Genomic DNA, 24,122 nt, shown 5'->3' on the forward strand with positions numbered 1-24,122 from the left:
GCTGTCATGGATGAACTGCGTCACCTGGCGGCGCAGATGGCGCGCGAAGGCGTTCGTCGTCTGCTGGTTCTCAGCGGCGACGATGCCTGGACCCTGCGTCAGGCGCAAAGAGTACGTACCGCGCTGGCCGGCGACGGGCTGTGGGTCGGCCCGCGTCCGATGCCCGAGCCGTACGTCTCGTCTGCTGCCCTGAAATCGCTGCTGGGCCGCGAATTCCAGCACGCCTTTTTCGATGCCCGCGAGGGTTTTGATGTGGCGGCCTTTGCCGCATTAGCCGGTACGCTGCGCGCCGGAAGCTGGCTGGTATTGCTCACCCCCGACTTTGCGCAATGGCCGGCCCGTCCTGATGCGGATTCTCTGCGCTGGAGCGACGCTCCCGACCCCATCCCTACGCCGAATTTTGTTTATCGTTTTTGCCAACAGATTAGTGCGGATAACGCGTCCATTCTCTGGCGGCAGGGCAATGAACTTGCGGTGCCCGCGTTACCCGTGCGCCCGCCATGGCATCCCGCCGACGGACATCCGCAGGCGGAGCAGGCTGTCGTGCTTGCCGAACTGGCCCGGTTCCCTCCCGGTATTGCGGCGCTAACCGCCGAGCGCGGGCGAGGCAAGTCCGCGCTCGCGGGAATGCTTATTCGCCATCTGGGGGGAGATGCCATCGTCACGGCACCGGCGCGGGGAGCAGCGGAGGTGATGGCGACATTCGCCGGGGAGGCTTTCCGCTTTATGGCCCCCGACGCATTGCTGGCTTCCGGCTGCACCGCCGGATGGCTGATTGTCGATGAGGCCGCGGCCATCCCCGGGCCGCTGCTGCGCCAGCTTGTCTCCCGCTTCCCGAGGACGCTGTTGACCACTACCGTTCAGGGGTACGAGGGGACGGGACGCGGCTTTTTGCTTAAGTTTTGCGCCAGTTTTGCGCACTTACGGCAGTTTAGCCTGACGACGCCCATCCGTTGGGCAAGCGGCTGCCCGCTGGAGGCAGCGATTGCGCGGCTGCTGCTGTTCAACGACGAGACCTTTCAGCACGCGCCAGGCGGCGATATCGCGCTGGAAAGCGTCAGCCAGGAGAGCTGGCGGCGACAGTCTGCGTTACCGGAAGCGATGTATCAGCTGCTCTCCGGGGCCCACTATCGCACGTCGCCGCTGGACCTCCGGCGCATGATGGATGCGCCGGGGCAGCATTTTACCTGCGCCCGCGGCGGGGAGCGCATCGCCGGAGCGCTATGGCTGGTGGAGGAGGGCGGTCTTGAGCCGCCGCTTAGCCAGGCGGTGTGGGCCGGCTATCGCCGTCCGCGCGGCAATCTGGTGGCGCAGTCGCTGGCGGCGCACGGCGGTAGCCCACTGGCGGCTACGTTGGCGGGGCTGCGCATCAGCCGTATTGCCGTGCATCCGGCTCGCCAGCGCGAAGGGCTGGGGCAGCGGCTGGTGGCCCGGGCGGCGTCGCAGGCTGCGGACCGGGATTATCTCTCGGTGAGTTTTGGCTACACGCCTGAGCTGTGGCGTTTCTGGCAACGCTGTGGTTTTACGCTGGTGCGGCTGGGCACGCATCGGGAAGCCAGCAGCGGCTGTTACACCGCGATGGCGCTCTATCCTCTCAGCGAAGCGGGCCATCGCCTGGCAAGCGAAGAAGCCCAACGGCTGCAGCGCGACGAATTCTGGCTGCGCGAGTGGCGAGATGAACCTGTGCCTCTGACGGCGCTGAAAGCGACTATTCTTACTGAAGAAGACTGGCTGGAGGTGGCGGGTTTTGCTTTTGCCCATCGTCCGCTGCTGACCTCGGCGGGTAGCCTCAATCGCCTGCTTATATTGGTGGAGCTGCCGCTTCCGGCGCTGCGGGCCCGCCTGCAGCAGCAGGATGAGGCCGCGCTTTGCCGGACGTTAGGCTTATCCGGACGGAAAGCGCTGCTGGCCAGGCTGCGCGAAGAGGCGGCGCAGGCGCTGCTCAGCCTGGATGAAAACCGCGCCAACGACCTGCGCCGGCAGGTTCAAATGCTGCAATTTTTTTAACTAACTCCTTCAGTTAAATGGCATGGTCATATTTCGCCTGCGGCGTAAACTTCCTTGCAGACATTAAGGAGACAGCCATGAAACACGATCATTTTATTGTTCAGAGCCCCGCGACACCTGCACAGCAACTGCTGCTGCTGTTTCATGGCGTCGGCGATAACCCGGTGGCCATGGGGCAAATCGGTAGCTGGTTTGCGCCGCTATTTCCCGATGCGCTGATTGTCAGTATCGGCGGCGCTGAGCCGTGTGGTCCGCCTCCGGGACGCCAGTGGTTTTCCGTGCAGGGCGTTAGCGAAGAAAATCGCCAGCAGCGGGTGGATGCCATCATGCCGACCTTTATTGAAACGGTGCGCTACTGGCAACAGCAGAGCGGCGTCAGCCCGCAGGCGACGGCGCTGATCGGCTTCTCACAGGGGGCGATTATGTCGCTGGAGAGCATTAAAGCCGAGCCGGGTCTGGCATCGCGGGTGATCGCCTTTAACGGCCGCTATGCGACGCTGCCGGAGACCGCGACGACCGCGACCACTGTTCACCTGATCCACGGCGGTGAAGATCGGGTGATCGATCTGGCGTGGGCGGTAGCGGGGCAGGAGGCGCTGCAGCAGGCCGGCGGTGACGTGACGCTGGATATTGTTGAAGATCTGGGGCACGCGATTGACGATCGCAGTATGCAGTTTGCCCTCGATCATCTGCGCTTTACCGTACCGAAGCATTATTTCGATGAAGCCCTCAGCGGCAGCACGCCGAAAGACAGCGATATTATTGAACTGCTGTGAATAATAAACCCGGAGGCGGCGCGATGCGCCTGTCCGGGCTACCGGACCTGCAGACGAGCTGTAAACCCGTAGCCCGGGCAAGGCGCGTTAAGCGCCGCCCCCGGGAAAAGAGCGCAGAGTGGGGTAATCTTCCGGAGGCGATGCTGCGCATCTGTCCGGGCTTGTATGATTACTCCGTCAGAAAGAACCGGCCAGTTCTCTCTGATGGCGGTCCGGATGCCGTGTCCGGGCTTAGGCTTTCGCGCCTGTTCCGTAGATCCTTTGCACCGGACCGCCGTTCTTTCTCATGTGATAAACCGGACAGTATCATGGACCGGCTTTCACCGGTAACCCGTATTTGCAAGGTTGGTTTCACTATGGAAAATGAACTCCACTTCATCGGTATTGATGTCGCCAAAGCTAAACTGGATGTCGATATTCTTCGCCCTGATGGCCGGCATCGTTGTAAAAAATTTGATAATACCCTCTCCGGACACGAAGCGCTGGTCCGCTGGCTTCGCGGCCATGACGTGAACCGTGCCCATGTCTGCATGGAGTCCACCAGCACCTACATGGAAGACGCGGCCGCGCATCTGAGTGATGCCGGGTATACCGTGTCCATCATCAACCCCGCCCTCAGTAAAGCTTTCGCACAGAGTGAGGGGTTGCGCAGTAAAACTGACAAAGTGGACGCCCGTATGCTGGCTCACTTCTGCCGGGAAAAACGCCCGTCAGCCTGGGAGGCCCCTCATCCGACAGAGCGGGCACTGAAAGCCCTGGTGTTAAGGCATCAGGCGCTGACAGAGATGCAGACGCAGGAGAAAAACCGGCGAGAAACCGCGCCGGAGGTTCAGCTGGCCAGCATTGACATCCTGCTGGGATGTCTGAGCGCGGAGCTGGCACGTATCGAAAAACAGATAAAAGACCTGACGGATAACGACCCGGATATGAAACGACGGCGGAAGCTGCTGAACAGTATCCCGGGCATCGGGGAGAAAACAGCGGCTGTTCTGCTGGCGTATACGGGCCTGAGGCTGAAGTTCGGTACAGCGCGGCAGTTCGCGGCGTATGCAGGACTGACGCCGGTGCAGCATGAGTCGGGAAGCAGCGTGATGCGGGCGAGCCGGATGAGCAAAGCGGGGCCGGTTCAACTGCGCAAGGCGTTATACATGCCAGCGTTATCGGCGCTGTACCATACGGCGTGGGGAAAAGCGTTCAGGAAAAGGCTGGAAGAGAGCGGAAAGCGGGCAAAAGTCATCATAGGGGCGATGATGCGAAAGCTGGCGCAGGTGGCTTATGGAGTACTGAAGTCAGGAAAGGCGTTCGATGCGTCACAGCATGAGCTGTTGATAGCGTAACAACGTTCCCTGAGAAAAAACGACAGCACCAGAGAGTGCTGTCGTTGGTGTGCCTGTCATCCGGGAGCCGGAGAAAGTATCGGCAACTAAAAATGGTTGCAGGCGTTCACAGTATCTACCGGACTTGCAACGAGCTGTAAACCCGTAGCCCGGGCAAGGCGCGTTAAGCGCCGCCCCCGGGAAAAGAGCGCAGAGTAGGATATTTTCCCGGAGGCGATGCTGCGCATCAGTCCGGGCTACTTGACCCGCGTCGAACTCGCCGGGCGATTGCTTTATGGCAATCCGCAGTAAGATGTTACTTCTTCTTCGACGGGTCGTTCTTCGGCCAGTCGTCATCGTCGTCCCACTTGTCGTTGAAGTCGCGATGCGGGGGCAGATCCGGTTTATTGTTGAGAAATTTTTTGTGGTCAACGCGGGTCAGATCTTTAATCACGTTGATCATCACGCCCACCAAAAATACCAACACCAGAACCCACCAGTATTTCGTTAGCCAATCCATGCGCTTACCTCTTCTCTATTGATGCCGTCAGGCGACCAGCTGTTCCATGATGCGTTGGTACATCCGCGCCAGCAGCTGGAGGTCGGCGGCATTCACACACTCGTTTATTTTATGAATGGTGGCGTTCACCGGCCCCAGTTCAACCACCTGCGCGCCCATACGCGCGATAAAGCGCCCGTCGGAGGTGCCGCCGTTGGTCAGCAGCTGCGGTTTTATTTCATTATAGTGCTCAATGGCGTTAACCACCGCATCAACCAGCTTACCGCGGCTGGTCAGGAACGGCTGGCCTGAGAGCCACCAGTCGACGCTGTAGCGCAGCGCGTACTTCTCCAGCAGCGCCACGACGCGCGCTTTAATCATTTCGTCGGTCAGCTCGGTGCTAAAGCGGAAGTTGAACTGGACGAACATATCGCCGGGAATTACGTTGTTGCTGCCGGTGCCGGACTGCACGTTAGCGATTTGCATACTGGTCGGCGGAAAGAACTCGTTGCCCTTATCCCATTCGATATTCACCAGCTCCGCCAGCATCGGCGCGGCGCGGTGCACCGGGTTATCGGCGAGATGCGGGTAGGCCACGTGCCCCTGTACGCCGTGAATGGTCAGGTTGCAGGTCAGCGAGCCGCGACGGCCGTTTTTCACTACATCGCCGACGACTTCGGTGCTGGACGGTTCGCCGACCAGGCAATAATCCAGGCGCTCGTTGCGCGCCATCAGCGCTTCAACAACCTTAACGGTGCCGTTTTTGGCGCTGGCTTCTTCATCAGAAGTGATCAGGAAGGCCAGACGACCTTTATGATTTGGATACTGAGCGACAAAACGTTCGGCGGCGACGACCATTGCCGCGAGCGAGCCTTTCATATCCGCGGCGCCGCGGCCAAACAGCATGCCGTCGCGAATGGTGGGTTCAAAGGGGGGGTTAATCCAGCGATCGGCGTCCCCCGACGGGACGACATCGGTATGGCCGGCAAACGCCAGCGTTTCCCCGCGCCCGCGCCAGGCCCAGAAGTTTTGGGTATCCCCGAAATCCATCGGTTCAACGGTAAAGCCAATCGCACGCAGACGTTCAATCATTAACGCCTGGCATCCCGCATCATCGGGGCTGAGGGAAGGGCGGCGAATAAGCTGCTGAGCCAGCTCAATGACCGGGCAAGACATAGACTACACCTCGTTAAACTGCTGATAACTTGATTCACTGAAACCCAGCAGCATAGGCTGACCGGGCGCGCAGAGCAATGGGCGTTTAATGATTGCCGGCATTTCCAGCATCAGTTTTGCCGCAGCGTCGGCGTTATTGATACCGGCGCGGACCGTTTCATCCAGCTTGCGCCACGTCGTCCCCCGGGTGTTAAGCAGGGCTTCCCAGCCGAGTTCAGCGATAAAGGTATCTAATAAAGTGCGATCCAGACCATCGACACGATAATCATGAAAGCGATATTCTATCTGCTGCGTCTCCAGCCAGCGGCGAGCCTTTTTTATGGTGTCGCAGTTTTTTATCCCGTACATGGTAAGCATGATTAAACCTTTTCCGTTGAATTAAACGATTGGCTAAGAATGTTCCGAATATATAAGCCCTGAATAAATAATACGTGAAATGCTTTAATAAATATCGTTTTTTCCCGTCGGGATATATTCATTGTTACATTTTGGCTGTTTTTTAAACGCCCCCTGACGGCGTTTCCTGGCCTCGAGGCGGATTCCGGTGATTCAGGCTGATGAACAAATGTTGCTAAATGTTGCTGTTGGTCACATTAAAATGCGCAAAATCGGCTCATAGTACTTACGAATGAAAGAGAACGTTCCGCAGGGGGTAATGAAAGTTATCAGTACGATAGCGCAAACAGGCTTTTAACCATCAATGAATTTGCATAAAATCACCCATAATAATAAGAGAGGCTATTATGATTGAACACGAACTGGGGAACTGGAAAGACTTTATCGAAGGCATGCTTCGTAAATAGTTTTCCGCAATAAAAGCATGGCGATTTCACAGGCAGAATAATAATGCAGTTGAAGCGACCACATGAAAAAGGCGACCTGTCCGGTCGCCTTTTCTGTTATTTGGCCCTGGCGAAAATATCGTCAGGGCGCGTCCCGATTATTGCGGCCGTTCCTTGAGCGGGAAGCGGCGGCGTACCAGCACAAAGAACAGCGGCACGAAGAAGATAGCCAGCACCGTGGCGGAAATCATCCCGCCCATCACCCCGGTGCCGACGGCATGCTGGCTGCCGGAGCCCGCCCCGGTGCTGGTGGCCATCGGCAGTACGCCGAAGATAAACGCCAGTGAGGTCATCAGGATCGGCCGCAGACGCTGGCGGCAGGCGGAGAGCGTGGCGGTAAGCAGATCTTCGCCTTTCTGATTCAGCTCATTGGCAAATTCGACAATAAGAATGGCGTTCTTCGCCGACAGGCCGATAACCGTCAGCAGGCCCACCTGGAAATAGACATCGTTTTCCAGTCCGCGCATCCAGGTCGCCAGCAGCGCGCCGATAACCCCCAGCGGCACCACCAGCATCACCGAGAACGGCACCGACCAGCTTTCATACAGCGCCGCCAGGCACAGGAACACCACCAGCAGCGAAATGGCGTACAGCGCCGGCGCCTGCGCCCCGGAGAGCCGCTCCTGATAAGACATCGCCGTCCATTCGAGACCAAAGCCGTTCGGCAGCTGCTGGGCCAGCTCTTCCATAATCGTCATGGCGGTACCGGTACTGACGCCCGGCGCGGCTTCACCGACGATCTCTACCGCCGAGTAGCCGTTGTAGCGCTCCAGACGCGGCGAGCCGGTCTCCCAGCGCGAGGTCGTGAAGGCGGAGAAGGGCACCATCGTACCGCTGCTGTTGCGCACGTACCACAGGTTGATATCGTCCGGCAGCATGCGATACGGCGCGGCCGCCTGAACGTAGACCTTCTTCACGCGGCCGCGATCCATAAAGTCGTTAACGTAGCTTGACCCCCACGCGGTCTGCAGGGTGTCGTTGATATCGTCGATAGAGACGCCCAGCGCCTGCGCTTTACGCTGATCGATGTCCACCTGAAGCTGCGGACTATCGTCGAGGCCGTTGTGGCGGACGCGGGTGAGCTGGTTATTTTTGCCGGCTAGCTCCAGCAGGGTATCGCGGGCGGCCATCAGCGCTTCGTGTCCGTTGCCCGCGTGATCCTCCAGCTCCATATCGAAACCGGCGGAGCTGCCCAGACCGCTGATGGCCGGCGGACTGCTGGCAAAGACGCGCGCTTCTTTAATTTTGTTAAACGCTTTGGTTGCGCGTTCGATGATGGCAAAAGATGAACCGGTTGTGGGATCGCGTTCGTCCCAGTCCTTCAGGCGTACGAACATACGCGCCACGTTCTGGCCGTTGCCGCCGGGGCCGGAGCCGATGGTCGCGAACACCGATTCAACGTTTTGCTTCTCATTGTTCAGGAAGTAGTCTTCCGCCTGCTGCACCACCTTCAGGGTTTGCTGTTGGGTTGAGCCGCTCGGCAACTGCACCGAAGTGGTAAACATGCCGCGGTCTTCCAGCGGCAGGAATGACGTGGGCAGATGCAGAAACAGAAAGACCATCCCGCCCAGCAGCAGGACGTAGATCATTATCCAGCGCAGCGAACGATGAAGAATTTTGCCGACCGCGGTTTCGTAGCGGCTGGCGTTACGGTTAAACGTGCGGTTAAACCAGCCAAAAAAGCCCCGCTGCCCGTGGGTTTCGCCTTTATGAACGGGTTTAAGCAATGTGGCGCACAGCGCCGGGGTGAGGATCATCGCCACCAGCACCGACAGTACCATCGCCGAGACGATGGTAATCGAGAATTGGCGGTAGATCGCGCCGGTGGTGCCGCCGAAGAAGGCCATCGGCACAAATACCGCCGATAGCACCATGGCGATACCGACCAGCGCGCCCTGAATCTGCCCCATTGATTTTCGCGTCGCTTCACGCGGCGAGAGGCCCTCCTCGCTCATAATACGCTCGACGTTCTCTACCACCACGATGGCATCGTCCACCAGCAGGCCTATCGCCAACACCACCGCGAACATGGTTAAGGTGTTGATGCTGTAGCCGCAGGCGTAAAGGACGGCAAAGGTTCCCATCAGCACCACCGGAACGGCGATGGTCGGGATCAGCGTGGCGCGGAAGTTCTGCAGGAACAGATACATCACGAGAAAGACCAGCGCGATGGCTTCAAGCAGCGTTTTCACGACGTCGGTAATCGACGCCTTAACGAATGAGGTGGTTTCGTAAGCGACTTTATATTCCAGGCCGTGCGGGAAATATTGCGACAGCTCGTTCAGACGGCTGATGACGCGTTCAGCGGTCGCCATTTCGTTTGCGCCAGAGGCCAGCTTAACCCCCAGCCCGGACGCCGCCTGGCGGTTGTAGCGGCTGAGGTAATCGTATTTTTCCGCCCCCATCTCGACGGTGGCGACGTCGCCAAGGGTGACTTCCGAACCGTCCTGATTAACCCGCAGGGTAATATCACGGAACTGTTCCGGCGTTTGTAACAGCGATTGTGAATTAATCGTCGCGTTGAGCGCCTGTTTATCCACCGACGGCGTGCCGCCCAGCTGGCCGACGGCGATCTGCGCGTTCTGCGAAGAGATGGCATCAGTGACGTCTTTTGCCGTCATCTGAAAGCTGTTGAGTTTGGCCGGATCGAGCCAGATGCGCATCGAATACTGCGAACCGTAGGCGTCAATATCTCCGACGCCGTTGACCCGGCTGAGCGGGTCCTGAATATTACTGGCGACGTAGTCGGCGATATCCTGTTTATCCATACTGCCGTCGGTAGAGACGAAGGCGATCGTCAGGATATTGGTATCCCCGGTTTTACGCACCGTTACGCCCTGGTTCTGGACGGCCTGCGGCAGTTTGCGCATCGCCGACTGTAGCTGGTTCTGCACCTGCTGGACCGCTTCATCCGGATCGGTCCCGGCGGTAAAGCTCAGCGTCACGGTGGCCTGGCCGGTGCCGCTGCTCTGGGATGACATATACATCAGGTTATCGAGGCCGGTCATATTTTGCTCGATAACCTGGGTGACCGTATTTTCCAGCGTCTGTGCCGAAGCGCCCGGATAGTTCGCTGTGATCCGTACGTTAGGCGGGGCAAGGTCGGGATATTGCTCAACGGGAAGCGACAAAATTGCGAGCGTACCGGTCAGGCATAAAAGTATTGCCAGTACCCACGCAAAAATGGGGCGATCGATAAAAAAATTCGCCATCAGAATTAGGACCTCATTTTGCACATTTTTTTGTTATTGCACAGCCTGTGACACTCTAGCGGCAAGCCCTCAGGCAATCGTGGAGAAAATAAGGAGATAGTGTAATTTATCGTGTGCCTTTTATGGCAGCGTAAAGAACTCTCTTTCTTCCTCTATCTGCTCCTTCCTTTCGGCGCGCCGCCGCGGTGGCGCATACGTAGCGCATTATTACTTAGCTAAATAAAACGTGATTTCATTTAAGTCAAAAAAATTGATCCACCTCGGGTTATTACCAAAAAATCGGCAACCTGTGCAAATGCACATTGTTCCGGCACCGTTTTGTCGGGTAATAGATAAGCATGCGAATTGAGGGGTTATTCACCACGAAGACTGAAGGATGTCATGAACCACTTTATTTTAAGCGATAGTCATAAGTGCATCGGATGCAAGGCTTGTGAAGTTGCCTGCGTCATGGCGCACAACGATGAGCAGCATGTTTTGACCCCGCAGCGTTTTTTGCCGCGCATTACGGTTATCAAAAACGAGCAAAAACGTAACGCCGTAACCTGCCACCATTGTGAAGGGGCGCCGTGCGCCCGCAGTTGTCCCAATGGCGCCATCAGCCAGCTTAACGACAGCGTCCAGGTTAATCAGGAGAAATGCATCGGCTGTAAATCCTGTATGGTTGCCTGCCCGTTTGGCGTGATGCAAATCGTCCTGACGCCGGTACAGGAGGAGAGGGTCAAAGCGACGGCGCATAAATGCGATTTGTGCAGCGGTCGCGAAGAGGGGCCCGCCTGCGTACAAAACTGCCCGGCCGAAGCGCTGGTACTGGCAACGGACAGCACGCTGGTGAATCTGGCGAAACAGCGGCGTCAGCGCGCGGCGCGTCTTGGCCACCCCGGCGCGGCGATGGCGCCTTGCTCCGCGGGCAAAGTCGCGCAGATGGCCGCGACGCCGCCGCGCGGCGAGCCCGACAAGCTATCCGCCGAGGCGCGTAAGGCCAATTTTAGCGAAATCTATCTGCCGTTCAGCGCCGGGCAGGCCAACCGCGAGGCGGAGCGCTGCCTGACGTGCGGCGAGCACAGCATTTGTGAATGGACCTGTCCGCTGCATAACCATATTCCGCAGTGGATTGAACGCGTGAAAGAGGGGGATATTTCCGCCGCCGTGGAGCTTTCTCACCAGACCAACTGCCTGCCGGAAATTACCGGCCGCGTCTGCCCGCAGGATCGCCTGTGCGAAGGGGCCTGCACGCTGCGCGATGAGCACGGTTCGGTGACTATCGGCAACATTGAACGCTATATCTCCGACCAGGCGCTGGCCAACGGCTGGCGGCCGGATCTTTCTCAGGTCGTTGAAAGCGGCAAGCGGGTGGCGATTATCGGCGCGGGTCCTGCCGGGCTCGCCTGCGCCGACCGTCTGGTGCGTAACGGCGTGAGTCCGGTGGTCTTTGACCGTCACCCGGAAATTGGCGGTCTGCTGACCTTTGGTATTCCTGCCTTTAAGCTGGATAAATCTCTGCTTGCCCGACGGCGGGAAATCTTTACCCAGATGGGCGTGCGCTTTGAGCTGAACTGCGAGATAGGCAAAGATATCCCGCTGACGACGCTGCTTGATGACTATGACGCGGTATTTATTGGCGCCGGAACCTATCGCTCGATGAAAGCGGATCTGCCGAATGAAGACGCGCCCGGCGTATATGACGCGCTGCCGTTCCTGATAGCCAACACCAAACAGGTGATGGGGCTGCTTGAGCTGCCGGAAGAGCCTTACGTCAACACCGAAGGGCTGAACGTCGTGGTGCTCGGCGGCGGCGATACGGCGATGGACTGCGTGCGTACCGCGCTGCGCCACGGCGCGAAGCAGGTTACCTGCGCCTATCGTCGCGATGAAGCCAATATGCCTGGTTCGAAGAAAGAGGTGAAAAACGCGCGCGAAGAGGGGGCGCAGTTTGAATTTAACGTCCAGCCGGTCACCCTGGAGCTGAACGAAAAGGGACACGTCAACGGCGTACGCTTTCTGCGTACCCGGCTGGGCGCGCCGGACGCTCAGGGGCGCCGTAGCCCGTCGCCAATCCCCGGAAGCGAGTTTGTCATGCCCGCCGACGCGGTGATCATGGCCTTTGGTTTCCATCCGCACGGTATGCCGTGGCTGGAATCGGTGGGCGTTAAGCTCGACAGCCGGGGTCGAATCAAGGCCAATGTGGAAAGCCGCTACCGCTACCAGACCACCCATCGCAAAGTGTTTGCCGGCGGCGATGCGGTGCGTGGCGCCGATCTGGTGGTGACCGCCATGGCGGAAGGCCGCCACGCGGCGCAGGGGATAATGGACTTCCTCGAGGTTAAATCGATTCCGCTTCACTGACGACAAAGCGGGCTTCACAGCGTAGTATGGAATCGTCATTTCACGCTGTGGGGCTCGTATGTCACTCAATATCAACATTATCAAAGATAAAATCCTCTCCGAAAACTGGTTCCTTTTGCGCAACATGACCTATGAACTGACGCGCAGCGACGGCAGCGTGGTTCGCCATAGACGCGAAGTCTACGATCGCGGCAACGGCGCTACCATCTTGCTGTATAACCGCCATAAGCAGACCGTCGTGCTGGTTCGCCAGTTCCGCATCGCGACCTGGATAAACGGCAACGAAGACGGGATGCTGATTGAAACCTGCGCCGGGCTGTTGGACAGCGATGAGCCGGAGGAGTGCGTGCGCAAAGAAGCCATTGAAGAGACCGGTTTCGAAGTGGGTGAAGTGCGCAAACTGTTTGAACTGTTTATGTCGCCCGGCGGCGTCACCGAGCTTATCTATTTCTTTATTGCCGAATATAACGATACTCAGCGGGCCAACGATGGCGGCGGCGTTGATGATGAAGATATTGAGGTGCTGGAGCTCCCTTATCATCGGGCGCTGGAGATGATGGCGAACGGGGAGATCCGCGATGGCAAAGCGGTGATCCTGCTGCAATATTTGCAAACCTCCGGGCTGATGAACGGGGATCTCTGATAAATCCGATTGAGTAAAACCTCGCCGCTGGTGAACATAGCCGCTGTGTATGGCGTTTTCTCCGGGGTTGTGCCGCTCATGTTGCATCGGGTTATTTTGTTTCTGCTTTTCGGTTTAGTGCCGACGTCGCTGGTGCGGGCGGCGCCGGCACAACAGCTCTTCAATGACTGGCAGGTAACCTGCAACAATCAGAACTTCTGCGTGGCCCGCAACGTCGGGCTGCATCACGGCCTGGTCATGACCCTCACCCGCAGCGCCGGGGCGGCTACCAGCGCCAGCCTGCGCATTGAACTCGGCGGCGTGGGCAATCCGGTCGCGGCGCTGGCGCCGATTGCGCCACGCCTTCGCCTCGATGGTAAACCCCTGTCTCTGGGCGATAAACATTGGCAGATCGCCGACAAACTGCTTGAAACCGACGATAGCGTCACCATTGATGCCTTTCTGCAGCAGGTGCAGGCAGCAAAGGCGATAACCCTCGAAAATGGCCTGCAGGCCATCTCTTTACAGGGGCTGAAAGCCGCCCTGCTGTTTATCGATAGCCGGCAGAAGCGCGTGGGGAGCGAAACCGCGTGGGTAGGGAAGGGAGAAGAGCCGCCGCTCAGCGTTCCGCCCGCCCCGGCGCTGCGCTCGGTGGCGAGAATCGACGTGGCGGAGTCCCCCCTCAGCCGCGATGAACTTAACGATCTCATGGATTATGGCAACGAGCGCATGAACAGCAGCGCCTGTTCGCTGGATCCGTTTCGCCGCGAGGTGCGGGTTGCCGCGCTGACCGACGATAGGGTGCTGCTGATGACCAGCTGCGAAGCGGGCGCCTACAACACCATTTGGCTGGCCTGGCTGGTGTCGCGCCAGCGGCCGTATATTGCTCATCCGGTACGGCTCACTCTGCCTTTCCAGCCCCCCGGCGACGGGCCGCGCGATGTCGAACTGGTAAACGCCCGCTACGACGATCGACGCCAGGAACTGGTGACGCTGGATAAAGGGCGCGCGCCCGGCGACTGCGGGACGCAAACGCGCTGGCGCTATGACGGCCAGCGGTTTAGCCTGGTACGCTACGCGCGGCAGCCGCAGTGCGATAACTGGCAGGGGCCAGACGCCTGGCCCACGCTCTGGGTTACCCGTTCAGTACCTCGTCCCCTACGGTAACGATATGCTCAACGGTAAAGCCGAAGTAAGGGAAGAGCTTATCCGCGGGGGCCGATTCACCGTAGCCGGTCATGCCGACGATTTTGCCTTTTAGCCCCACATACTTATACCAGTAGTCGGCGATGCCGGCCTCAACCGCGACGCGGGCGCTGACGTCCGACGGCAGGACCGATTCCCGGTAGGCTTCCTCCTGGGCATCAAACACGTCGGTCGATGGCAGGGAAACCACGCGCACGTTCACCCCTTTGGCCAGCAGCTTCTCCGCCGCCAGCACGGTGATCTCGACTTCCGAACCGGTAGCTATCAGGATCAGGTCCGGCTTGCCGCCAGCGTCCTTCAGCACGTAGCCGCCGCGGGCGATATTCTGTACCTGCTCCGGCGTGCGCGCCATTTGCGCCAGATTTTGCCTTGAGAGGATCAGCGCCGTCGGCCCGCTGTGACGTTCGACCGCCAGCTTCCACGCCACCGCGGCCTCCACCTGATCGCACGGTCGCCAGGTGCTGAAGTTTGGCGTCAGGCGCAGGCTGGCCAGCTGTTCTACCGCCTGGTGCGTCGGACCATCTTCGCCGAGACCGATGGAGTCGTGGGTATAGACCATGATTTGCCGCGCTTTCATCAGCGCCGCCATACGCGCCGCGTTGCGGGCATATTCGACGAACATCAGGAAGGTGGCGGTATAGGGGACAAACCCGCCGTGATGCGCGATGCCGTTGGCGATGGCCGTCATCCCAAACTCGCGTACGCCGTAGTGGATATAGTTACCCGCCGGATCCTCTTTCAGCGAAGTCGATCCTTTCCAGATGGTCAGGTTGCTGGGCGCGAGGTCAGCGGAGCCGCCCAGCAGTTCCGGCAGATGCGGGCCGTAGGCATCGAGGGCATTTTGCGAAGCTTTGCGGGTGGCGATTTTCGCCGGGTTAGCCTGCAGATCGGCAATATACTTCCGCGTCGTTTCATTCCACGACTCAGGCAGTCCGCCGCTCATGCGCCGCGTAAACTCCGCCGCCAGCTGCGGATGGGCCTGCTGATAGGCGGCAAACTTCTCCTCCCAGCTTTTCTGCGCCTTTTGTCCCTTTTCACGCGCGTCCCAGGCCCGGTAGATCTCTTTCGGGATCTCAAACGCCGGGTGATGCCAGCCCAGCTGCTGGCGCGCCAGCGCCACTTCCTGTTCTCCCAGCGCCGCGCCGTGGGCCTCTTCTTTCCCGGCTTTATTCGGCGAACCAAAGCCTATTACCGTACGGCAGATAATCAGCGAGGGTTTGTCCTTCACGCTCTGGGCTTCCAGAATCGCTTTCTTCACGGCTTCGGGGTCGTGGCCGTCAATTTCATGCACCACATGCCAGTGATAGGCCTCAAAGCGTTTTGCCGTGTCATCGGTAAACCAGCCTTTGGTTTCGCCATCAATGGAAATGCCGTTGTGGTCGTAGAAGCCGATCAGCTTGCCCAGTCCTAACGTCCCCGCCAGAGAGCACACTTCGTGAGAAATCCCCTCCATCAGGCAGCCATCGCCCATAAACACGTAGGTGAAGTGATCGACGATCTCATGGTCTGGCTGATTAAACTGGGCCGCCAGCGTGCGCTCGGCGATAGCCAGGCCCACGGCATTCGCCAGTCCTTGCCCCAGCGGACCGGTGGTGGTTTCCACTCCAGGCGTATAGCCAATCTCCGGGTGGCCCGGGGTTTTTGAATGCAGCTGACGGAAGTTTTTTATCTCTTCGATGGGCAGGTCATAGCCCGTCAGATGCAGCAGGCTGTAGAGCAGCATCGACGCGTGGCCGTTGGAGAGAATAAAGCGGTCGCGATCGTACCATTGCGGGTTTTCAGGATTGTGCTTGAGGAAATCGTTCCATAGCACCTCGGCGATATCGGCCATACCCATTGGCGCGCCGGGGTGGCCGGAGTTGGCTTTCTGGACTGCATCCATACTCAGGGCGCGGATGGCGTTGGCTAGTTCTCTACGGGACATAATGTGCTCCTGAAACAATAGGTTACATGAGTTTTTATTGGTTTAGGATAGAGAGGGTGATGAGTTGCATAACTAAAAAGCATAGCAGACGGGGCTATCATTGCTTCTGAAACTAAGTTACATAAACAATATAAATCGATAACAAATATAACTTTGTTATGGCGAGAGTTTGGCGGTGTTCAAAGTTTACGAAGCCGTCAGGCGAGATACTAGGTGGCCCTTTAGGGTGAACACCAGGTACGCGATAACGTTTCACCCCCTACGATCGATACGTGAAAGGAACGATAAAATGGATGAGCAGTTAAAACAAAGCGCCCTTGATTTCCACGAATTCCCGGTCCCCGGAAAAATCCAGGTCTCCCCGACCAAACCGCTGGCTACCCAACGCGATCTGGCCCTGGCCTACTCGCCGGGCGTCGCCGCGCCCTGCCTGGAAATCGAGAAGGATCCGCTGGCAGCCTATAAATATACCGCGCGCGGCAACCTTGTAGCGGTGGTCTCCAACGGCACGGCCGTTCTGGGGCTGGGCAATATCGGCGCGCTGGCCGGTAAGCCGGTGATGGAAGGCAAAGGCGTTCTGTTTAAAAAATTCGCCGGTATCGATGTGTTCGATATTGAAGTCGATGAACTGGACCCGGACAAATTTATCAACGTCGTCGCGGCGCTGGAGCCGACCTTCGGCGGTATCAACCTTGAAGATATTAAAGCGCCGGAATGCTTCTACATCGAGCAAAAGCTGCGCGAGCGCATGAATATTCCGGTTTTCCATGACGATCAGCACGGGACGGCGATTATCAGTACCGCGGCGATTCTTAACGGTCTGCGGGTGGTGGAGAAAAACATCTCCGACGTGCGGATGGTGGTCTCCGGCGCGGGCGCGGCGGCGATTGCCTGTATGAACCTGCTGGTGGCGCTGGGGATGCAGAAACACAACATCGTGGTCTGCGACTCGAAAGGCGTTATCTATAAGGGCCGCGAGCCGAATATGGCGGAGACGAAAGCGGCCTATGCGGTCGAAGACAGCGGCAAACGCACGCTGGATGACGTGATTGACGGGGCGGACATTTTCCTCGGCTGCTCGGGCCCGAAAGTGCTGACTCAGGAGATGGTGAAGAAAATGGCCCGCGCGCCGATGATTCTGGCGCTGGCTAACCCGGAGCCGGAGATTCTGCCGCCGCTGGCGAAAGAGGTGCGCTCCGACGCCATTATTTGTACCGGCCGCTCCGACTATCCGAACCAGGTGAACAACGTGCTGTGCTTCCCGTTCATCTTCCGCGGCGCGCTGGACGTCGGCGCAACGGCGATTAACGAAGAGATGAAGCTGGCGGCGGTGCACGCGATTGCCGAGCTGGCGCACGCTGAGCAGAGCGAAGTGGTGGCCTCCGCCTACGGCGATCAGGATCTGAGCTTCGGCGCGGAATATATCATTCCGAAGCCGTTCGACCCGCGGCTGATCGTCAAGATTGCTCCGGCAGTGGCGAAAGCGGCGATGGACTCCGGCGTCGCGACCCGCCCGATCGCCGATTTTGATGCTTACATCGAGAAGCTCAGCGAGTTCGTCTACAAAACGAACCTGTTTATGAAGCCGATTTTCTCGCAGGCGCGCAAAGAGCCGAAGCGGGTGGTACTGGCGGAAGGCGAAGATACCCGCGTACTGCACGCGACTCAGGAGCTGGTCTCCCTTGGGCTGGCGAAACCGATTCTGATCGGTCGTCCCGGCGTCATTGAGATGCGCATCCAGAAGCTGGGACTGCAGATCAAAGCCGGGGTTGATTTTGAGATCGTCAATAACGAATCCGATCCGCGCTTCAAAGAGTACTGGAATGAATATTACACCCTGATGAAGCGCCGCGGGATCACCCAGGAGCAGGCGCAGCGGGCGGTGATCAGCAACACTACGGTCATTGGCGCGATCATGGTGCAGCGCGGCGAAGCCGATGCGATGATCTGCGGCACCATCGGTGACTATCACGAGCACTACAGCGTCATTCAGCCGCTGTTTGGCTACCGCGAAGGGGTTCATGCGGCCGGGGCGATGAACGCGCTGCTGCTGCCGAGCGGCAACACCTTTATCGCCGACACCTACGTCAACCACGATCCCTCGCCGGAGCAAATTGCCGAGATCACCCTGATGGCGGCAGAAACCGTTCGTCGATTCGGGATTGAACCGCGGGTGGCGCTGCTGTCGCACTCGAACTTTGGTTCCTCGGACTGCCCGTCCGCCAGCAAAATGCGCCAGGCGCTGGAGCTGGTGAAGGCGCAGGCGCCGGAGTTGATGATCGATGGCGAAATGCACGGCGATGCCGCGCTGGTGGAAAGCATTCGTAATGAGCGGATGCCGGACAGCCCGCTGAAAGGTTCGGCCAATATTCTGGTGATGCCGAATATGGAAGCGGCGCGTATTAGTTACAACTTACTTCGCGTCTCCAGCTCTGAAGGCGTCACCGTCGGACCGGTGCTGATGGGCGTCGCAAAGCCGGTGCATATCCTGACGCCAATTGCTTCGGTACGGCGTATCGTGAATATGGTCGCGCTGGCGGTTGTTGAAGCGCAAACTCAGCCGCTGTAATTTTCATTTAATTATTTCAGGCGCGGGAATTCTCCCGCGCTTTTTTATTTCTGTTTATAAGTGATCTATCTCACCTTTCAAATCAACTTGCCGAATTTTGTTATTTACTCCAGCGGAAACTTGTCACGATAAGCGCAAGTTTTAGCGGAGCGGTGAGCCATGGATAAAGAACGCATCATTCAGGAATTTGTACCCGGCAAGCAGGTGACGCTGGCGCATCTGATTGCGCACCCTGGGGCAGAACTGGCGAAAAAGATCGGCGTTCCCGAATCCGGCGCTATCGGCATTATGACCTTAACCCCTGGAGAAACCGCCATGATCGCCGGTGATTTAGCGATGAAGGCCGCCGATGTGCATATCGGTTTTCTCGACCGGTTTAGCGGCGCGCTGGTGATTTACGGCTCGGTCGGCGCGGTAGAAGAGGCGCTGCTGCAGACGGTGAGCGGGCTTGGCCGATTATTAAATTACACCCTCTGCGAGTTAACCAAAAGCTAATTAGAGGCGGCAATGAAACGTATTGCATTTGTCGGTACGGTGGGCGCGGGAAAAACAACGCTATTTAATGCGTTGCAGGGAAATTATTCCCTCGCGAGAAAAACGCAGGCCGTGGAATTTAACGAGAAAGGCGATATTGACACCCCGGGGGAATATTTCAGCCATCCGCGCTGGTACCACGCATTAATTACCACGCTGCAGGATGTCGATACGCTGATTTATGTCCACGCGGCAAATGATACCGAAAGTCGCTTACCCGCCGGGCTACTGAATATTGGCGCGAATAAACGACATATCGCCGCGATCAGCAAAACGGATATGCCGGACGCCGACGTCGCCGCGGTGCGGCAACTGCTGTACGGGATGGGGTTTCAGGAGCCGATTTTCGAACTCAACGCTCACGACCCGCAAAGCGTAGAGCATCTGGTGAATTACCTGAGTGAGCTCAGCCAAAAGGAGGAAGGGGCAGGTGAAGAAACTTATCACAGCTAACGATATTCGTGCGGCCCACGCGCGAGGCGAAGAGGAAATATCGGTTGTGCTGCGCGCCAGCATCATCACCCCGGAAGCCCGCGAAGTCGCGGAGCTGCTGGGCGTCGCCATCCAGGAGTGCGATGAATCCGCGCCAGAGCCGGCAGTCCCGGCGGCAGAGGAAAAAACCGAAAGCCAGCGCATTCGCGAAACCATTATCGCGCAGCTGCCGGAAGGGCAGTTTACCGAAAGCCTGGTGGCGCAGCTGATGGAAAAAGTGATGAAGGAGAAGCAGTCGCTGGGGATGGACGCGATGCAGCCCAGCTTTAAGGCGGTCACCGGTAAAGGCGGCGTAAAGGTCATTGACGGCAGCAGCGTGAAATTCGGCCGCTTCGACGGCGCCGAACCGCACCGCGTCGGCTTAACGGATTTGGTCACCGAGCAGGACGGCAGCAGCATGGCCGCCGGGTTTATGCAGTGGGAAAACGCCTTCTTCCCCTGGACGCTGAACTATGACGAGGTCGACATGGTGCTGGAGGGCGAACTCCACGTGCGCCATGAAGGCGAAACCATGGTGGCCAAAGCCGGGGACGTGATGTTTATCCCGAAAGGTTCGAGCATTGAATTCGGCACGCCGTCGACCGTGCGCTTCCTGTACGTCGCCTGGCCTGCGAACTGGCAATCGCTATGAAAGATTTTATTACCGAAGCCTGGCTCAGAGCGAACCATACGCTCAGCGAAGGAGCAGAAATTCATCTGCCCGCCGACGCCCGTCTGACGCCTTCGGCCCGGGAGCTGCTGGAAAGCCGCCGTCTGCGCATTAAGTTTCTCGACGAGCAGGGCAGCCTGTTTGTCGATGACGACGCGCAGCAGCCGCAGCCGGTACACGGTTTAACCAGCAGCGGTACGCATCCGCAGGCCTGCTGCGAACTATGCCGCCAGCCGGTAGACAAAAAACCGGACACCCTGACCCATCTGACGGCGGAGAAAATGGTCGCCAAAAGCGATCCGCGGCTGGGCTTTCGCGCCGCCCTCGACGCCACCATCGCCCTGGCGGTATGGCTGCAAATCGAACTGGCGGAGCCCTGGCAGCCCTGGCTGGCGGATATCCGCTCGCGCCTGGGCAATATTATGCGCGCCGACGCCGTGGGTGAACCGCTGGTGGCGCAGTCTATCGTCGGGCTGAACGAGGATGAACTGCATCGCCTTTCCCACCAGCCGCTGCGCTATCTCGACCACGATCATCTGGTGCCGGAAGCCGGCCACGGCCGCGATGCCGCGCTGCTCAATCTGCTGCGCAGCAAAATACGCGAAACGGAAACGGTCGCCGCACAGGTCTTTATTACCCGCAGCTTTGAGGTCTTACGTCCGGACATTCTGCAGGCGCTCAACCGCCTCTCCAGCACCGTCTACGTGATGATGATTTTAAGCGTGGCGAAACATCCGCTGACCGTCAGTCAGATCCAACAGCGTCTGGGAGGGGAGCAATGATTATTCAACGCGCCCGTCAACTGGCTTTGCGTTCGCCCGCCCGGGTGGTGTTTGCGGACGCGCTGGATATCCGCGTCCTCAAAGCGGCGCACTACCTCCAGCAGCAGGGGCTGGCAAAGCCGATTTTGATCGCCAGCCCCTTTGCCCTGCGCCAGTTCGCCCTCAGCCACCGCCTGCCGATGGACGGTATGCAGATCGTCGACCCGCACAGCAACCGGCAAATGCGCGAAGCGTTTGCCCGCCGCTGGCTTGCCCGCGCCGGAGAAAAAACGCCGCCGGACGCGGAGGAAAAACTCAACGACCCGCTGATGTTCGCCGCCGCGATGGTCAGCGCCGGGAAGGCCGACGTGTGTATTGCCGGCAATCTCTCCTCGACGGCGAACGTGCTGCGCGCCGGATTACGCATTATTGGCCTTCAGCCGGGCTGCAAAACGCTGTCGTCGATCTTTCTGATGCTGCCGCAGTACGTCGGACCGGCGCTGGGATTTGCCGACTGCAGCGTGGTGCCGCAGCCGACGGCGGCGCAGCTGGCGGATATCGCCATCGCCAGCGCGGAGACATGGCAGGCCATTACCGGCGAGGAGCCGCGGGTGGCGATGCTGTCGTTTTCCAGCAGCGGCAGCGCCCGTCATCCCAACGTCGCCAACGTACAGCAGGCCACAGAGATCGTGCGTCAGAGCGCTCCGCAGCTGATGGTGGATGGCGAACTGCAGTTTGACGCCGCCTTCGTGCCGGAGGTCGCCGCGCAAAAAGCGCCCGCCAGTCCGCTGCAGGGGCGGGCCAACGTGATGGTTTTTCCGTCGCTGGAAGCCGGCAACATCGGCTACAAAATCGCCCAGCGCCTGGGCGGCTATCGTGCGGTCGGGCCGCTGATTCAGGGGCTGGCCGCACCGCTCCACGACCTCTCCCGAGGCTGTAGCGTGCAGGAAATTATCGAACTGGCGTTAGCGGCAGCCGTGCCGCGCCGGAGTGACGTAAGCGGCGAGTGCCGCTTACCCACGCAGGTTGAATGAACGGTCCCGTTCTGGACCCCCTTAAGTAAGAGGAAAACACAATGGAAGCATTAGGAATGATTGAAACCCGGGGCCTGGTTGCGCTGATTGAGGCCTCTGATGCGATGGTGAAAGCCGCGCGCGTGAAGCTGGTTGGCGTGAAGCAGATTGGCGGCGGTCTGGTGACCGCGATGGTGCGCGGCGACGTGGCGGCCTGCAAAGCCGCTACCGATGCCGGCGCCGCTGCGGCGCAGCGCATCGGCGAGCTGGTCTCGGTGCACGTGATTCCGCGTCCGCACGGCGATCTGGAGGAGGTGTTCCCCATCAGTTTTAAAGGCGACAGCAACATCTGATGGTCGGGCCGGATAAGACGCGCCAGCGTTGCCCTCCGGCATTAACGCGCGCCATTGCCTGATGGCGCTGCGCTTATCCGGCCCACCACTTACCACGCAATTCAGGGAGGCGGTATGAAACTGGCAGTCGTCACGGGACAGATTGTCTGCACCGTCCGCCATCAGGGGCTGGCGCACGACAAGCTGCTGATGGTGGAGATGATTGATGCAGCGGGCAAGCCCGACGGGCAGTGCGCCGTCGCCATCGACAGCATCGGCGCGGGGCCCGGCGAATGGGTGCTGCTGGTGAGCGGAAGCTCGGCGCGACAGGCACACCGCAGCGAGGCGTCTCCTGTGGATTTGTGCGTCATCGGTATCGTCGATGAAGCGGTGGCCGGCGGTCAGGTGATTTTCCATAAATAGGACTGAACATCATGAATCAACAGGATATTGAACAGGTGGTGAAAGCGGTACTGCTGAAAATGACGGCCAGCAGCCAGCCGGACGACGCCGTTCATGAGATGGGCGTCTTTGCCTCCCTGGATGACGCCGTCGCGGCGGCAAAGGTGGCCCAGCAGGGGCTGAAAAGCGTGGCGATGCGCCAGCTGGCGATTCACGCCATCCGTGAGGCGGGCGAAAAACACGCCAGAGAATTAGCGGAGGTTGCCGTCAGCGAAACCGGCATGGGTCGCGTTGAAGATAAATTTGCCAAAAACGTGGCCCAGGCGCGCGGCACGCCGGGCGTGGAGTGCCTCTCTCCGCAGGTGCTCACCGGCGATAACGGCCTGACGCTGATTGAAAATGCGCCCTGGGGCGTGGTGGCCTCGGTCACCCCCTCCACCAACCCGGCGGCGACGGTAATTAATAACGCCATCAGCCTGATTGCCGCGGGCAATAGCGTGGTGTTCGCCCCGCATCCGGCGGCGAAAAGGGTTTCCCAGCGGGCGATTATGCTGCTCAACCAGGCGGTGATTGCCGCGGGCGGTCCGGCCAATCTGCTGGTCACCGTGGCGAACCCGGACATCGAAACGGCCCAGCGGCTGTTTAAGTACCCCGGTATTGGCCTGCTGGTGGTCACCGGCGGTGAAGCGGTGGTGGAGTCCGCGCGCAAGCATACCAATAAACGTCTGATTGCCGCCGGCGCCGGTAACCCGCCGGTAGTGGTCGACGAAACGGCCGACCTGGCGCGCGCCGCGCGGTCCATCGTCAAAGGCGCCTCGTTTGATAACAACATCATCTGCGCCGACGAAAAGGTGCTGATTGTGGTCGATAGCGTCGCCGACGAGCTGATGCGCCTGATGGAAGGCCAGCAGGCGGTGAAGCTCAGCGCGGCCCAGTCCGAGCAGCTTCAGCCGGTGCTGCTGAAGAATATCGATGAGCGCGGCAAAGGTACGGTCAGCCGTGACTGGGTGGGACGTGACGCGAGCAAGATTGCCGCCGCCATCGGCCTGAACGTGCCGCCGCAGACGCGCCTGCTGTTCGTGGAAACCCCGGCCAGCCATCCATTTGCCGTGACGGAACTGATGATGCCGGTGCTCCCTGTCGTACGGGTGGCCAGCGTCGATGACGCTATCGCGCTGGCGGTGCAGCTGGAGGGCGGCTGCCACCATACGGCGGCGATGCACTCGCGCAATATCGACAACATGAATCAGATGGCGAACGCCATTGATACCAGCATTTTCGTTAAAAACGGGCCGTGCATCGCCGGGCTCGGGCTGGGCGGAGAGGGCTGGACCACCATGACCATCACCACGCCAACCGGGGAGGGGGTGACCAGCGCGCGCACCTTCGTTCGCCTGCGGCGCTGCGTGCTGGTGGATGCCTTCCGAATTGTATAAGGGATGAC

At 59.2% G+C, this 24,122-nt stretch carries 20 protein-coding genes and 1 pseudogene; 16 read left to right on the plus strand and 5 right to left on the minus strand.

Annotated features, from left to right (window positions below; genetic code table 11):
- The first annotated feature begins 6 nt into the window (after window positions 1–6).
- The 3 genes from CDA56_RS23895 (at window position 7) to CDA56_RS23905 (ending at window position 4,120) form a co-directional block, all read left to right on the plus strand.
- Window positions 7–2,007: a tRNA(Met) cytidine acetyltransferase TmcA gene (locus CDA56_RS23895; protein ID WP_103815074.1), complete on the plus strand. Its 2,001-nt coding sequence runs from the start codon at window positions 7–9 to the stop codon at window positions 2,005–2,007.
- A gap of 77 nt (window positions 2,008–2,084) precedes the next feature.
- Window positions 2,085–2,783, plus strand: a complete 699-nt coding sequence (gene ypfH, locus CDA56_RS23900) for an esterase (RefSeq protein ID WP_004853078.1) — start codon at window positions 2,085–2,087, stop codon at window positions 2,781–2,783.
- A gap of 356 nt (window positions 2,784–3,139) precedes the next feature.
- Window positions 3,140–4,120, plus strand: coding sequence for an IS110 family RNA-guided transposase (locus CDA56_RS23905; RefSeq protein WP_032747738.1), 981 nt, complete (start codon window positions 3,140–3,142; stop codon window positions 4,118–4,120).
- A 295-nt stretch (window positions 4,121–4,415) separates the two neighbouring features.
- On the opposite strand, the gene CDA56_RS23910 is transcribed toward CDA56_RS23905, so the two are convergent.
- From CDA56_RS23910 to CDA56_RS23920, 3 genes are read right to left on the minus strand one after another with little or no spacing between them, the layout of a single operon-like run.
- Window positions 4,416–4,619, minus strand: a complete 204-nt coding sequence (locus CDA56_RS23910) for a YpfN family protein (protein WP_004123464.1) — start codon at window positions 4,617–4,619, stop codon at window positions 4,416–4,418.
- 27 nt (window positions 4,620–4,646) lie between these two features.
- Entirely contained in the window at window positions 4,647–5,774 is a 1,128-nt protein-coding gene (gene dapE / locus CDA56_RS23915) for a succinyl-diaminopimelate desuccinylase (RefSeq protein WP_004853076.1), read from the minus strand.
- 3 nt (window positions 5,775–5,777) lie between these two features.
- Window positions 5,778–6,131, minus strand: a complete 354-nt coding sequence (locus tag CDA56_RS23920) for an ArsC family reductase (protein WP_004853073.1) — start codon at window positions 6,129–6,131, stop codon at window positions 5,778–5,780.
- Between the two features lie 386 nt (window positions 6,132–6,517).
- On the opposite strand from CDA56_RS23920, the gene ypfM reads away from it, so the two are divergent.
- Window positions 6,518–6,577, plus strand: a complete 60-nt coding sequence (gene ypfM / locus CDA56_RS23925) for a protein YpfM (RefSeq protein ID WP_100181659.1) — start codon at window positions 6,518–6,520, stop codon at window positions 6,575–6,577.
- A 137-nt stretch (window positions 6,578–6,714) separates the two neighbouring features.
- On the opposite strand, the gene acrD is transcribed toward ypfM, so the two are convergent.
- Window positions 6,715–9,828, minus strand: coding sequence for a multidrug efflux RND transporter permease AcrD (acrD, locus tag CDA56_RS23930; protein WP_025106617.1), 3,114 nt, complete (start codon window positions 9,826–9,828; stop codon window positions 6,715–6,717).
- Window positions 9,829–10,209: 381 nt separating this feature from the next.
- Between acrD and aegA the strand changes: the two genes are divergently transcribed.
- The 3 genes and pseudogenes from aegA (at window position 10,210) to CDA56_RS23945 (ending at window position 13,963) form a co-directional block, all read left to right on the plus strand.
- On the plus strand, window positions 10,210–12,174 hold the full coding sequence (gene aegA, locus CDA56_RS23935) for a formate-dependent uric acid utilization protein AegA (protein WP_025106618.1): 1,965 nt from the start codon (window positions 10,210–10,212) through the stop codon (window positions 12,172–12,174).
- A 58-nt stretch (window positions 12,175–12,232) separates the two neighbouring features.
- A pseudogene (gene nudK / locus CDA56_RS23940) lies at window positions 12,233–12,830 on the plus strand (GDP-mannose pyrophosphatase NudK).
- A gap of 65 nt (window positions 12,831–12,895) precedes the next feature.
- Window positions 12,896–13,963 carry a DUF1176 domain-containing protein gene (locus CDA56_RS23945; protein WP_025106620.1) on the plus strand — a complete coding sequence of 356 codons (1,068 nt, stop codon included), beginning with the start codon at window positions 12,896–12,898 and terminating at the stop codon, window positions 13,961–13,963.
- Here the strand turns inward: CDA56_RS23945 and tkt are convergent.
- On the minus strand, window positions 13,932–15,926 hold the full coding sequence (gene tkt, locus CDA56_RS23950; protein WP_042945780.1) for a transketolase: 1,995 nt from the start codon (window positions 15,924–15,926) through the stop codon (window positions 13,932–13,934). The two genes, CDA56_RS23945 and tkt, sit on opposite strands and share 32 nt — an antisense overlap.
- A gap of 289 nt (window positions 15,927–16,215) precedes the next feature.
- On the opposite strand from tkt, the gene maeB reads away from it, so the two are divergent.
- The 9 genes from maeB (at window position 16,216) to CDA56_RS23995 (ending at window position 24,114) form a co-directional block, all read left to right on the plus strand.
- Window positions 16,216–18,495 carry an NADP-dependent oxaloacetate-decarboxylating malate dehydrogenase gene (gene maeB / locus CDA56_RS23955; protein ID WP_004853066.1) on the plus strand — a complete coding sequence of 760 codons (2,280 nt, stop codon included), beginning with the start codon at window positions 16,216–16,218 and terminating at the stop codon, window positions 18,493–18,495.
- A 159-nt stretch (window positions 18,496–18,654) separates the two neighbouring features.
- Window positions 18,655–18,990: an ethanolamine utilization microcompartment protein EutS gene (gene eutS, locus CDA56_RS23960; protein WP_004123425.1), complete on the plus strand. Its 336-nt coding sequence runs from the start codon at window positions 18,655–18,657 to the stop codon at window positions 18,988–18,990.
- Between the two features lie 12 nt (window positions 18,991–19,002).
- Window positions 19,003–19,482: an ethanolamine utilization acetate kinase EutP gene (eutP, locus tag CDA56_RS23965; RefSeq protein ID WP_032693119.1), complete on the plus strand. Its 480-nt coding sequence runs from the start codon at window positions 19,003–19,005 to the stop codon at window positions 19,480–19,482.
- Complete coding sequence (eutQ, locus tag CDA56_RS23970) at window positions 19,460–20,152, plus strand: ethanolamine utilization acetate kinase EutQ (RefSeq protein ID WP_014230335.1); 693 nt, start codon at window positions 19,460–19,462, stop codon at window positions 20,150–20,152. The genes eutP and eutQ overlap by 23 nt, the downstream gene beginning before the upstream one ends.
- Window positions 20,149–20,952 (plus strand): ethanolamine utilization cob(I)yrinic acid a,c-diamide adenosyltransferase EutT, encoded by an 804-nt coding sequence (gene eutT / locus CDA56_RS23975; protein WP_102803366.1) that lies wholly within the window; start codon window positions 20,149–20,151, stop codon window positions 20,950–20,952. Before eutQ ends, eutT begins: the two co-directional genes overlap by 4 nt.
- The gene (pta, locus tag CDA56_RS23980; RefSeq protein WP_104011449.1) at window positions 20,949–21,965 is read left to right on the plus strand and encodes a phosphate acetyltransferase; all 1,017 of its coding nucleotides are present in this window, start codon (window positions 20,949–20,951) and stop codon (window positions 21,963–21,965) included. Before eutT ends, pta begins: the two co-directional genes overlap by 4 nt.
- Window positions 21,966–22,006: 41 nt before the next feature.
- A complete protein-coding gene (eutM, locus tag CDA56_RS23985; RefSeq protein WP_000387720.1) occupies window positions 22,007–22,297 on the plus strand; it encodes an ethanolamine utilization microcompartment protein EutM in 291 nt (96 codons plus the stop codon).
- Window positions 22,298–22,411: 114 nt separating this feature from the next.
- Window positions 22,412–22,699 (plus strand): ethanolamine utilization microcompartment protein EutN, encoded by a 288-nt coding sequence (eutN, locus tag CDA56_RS23990; RefSeq protein WP_004853058.1) that lies wholly within the window; start codon window positions 22,412–22,414, stop codon window positions 22,697–22,699.
- A gap of 11 nt (window positions 22,700–22,710) precedes the next feature.
- Window positions 22,711–24,114, plus strand: a complete 1,404-nt coding sequence (locus CDA56_RS23995; protein WP_103814822.1) for an aldehyde dehydrogenase family protein — start codon at window positions 22,711–22,713, stop codon at window positions 24,112–24,114.
- Window positions 24,115–24,122: the final 8 nt, after the last annotated feature.

This window comes from Klebsiella michiganensis (assembly GCF_002925905.1).
Classification (GTDB): domain Bacteria; phylum Pseudomonadota; class Gammaproteobacteria; order Enterobacterales; family Enterobacteriaceae; genus Klebsiella; species Klebsiella michiganensis.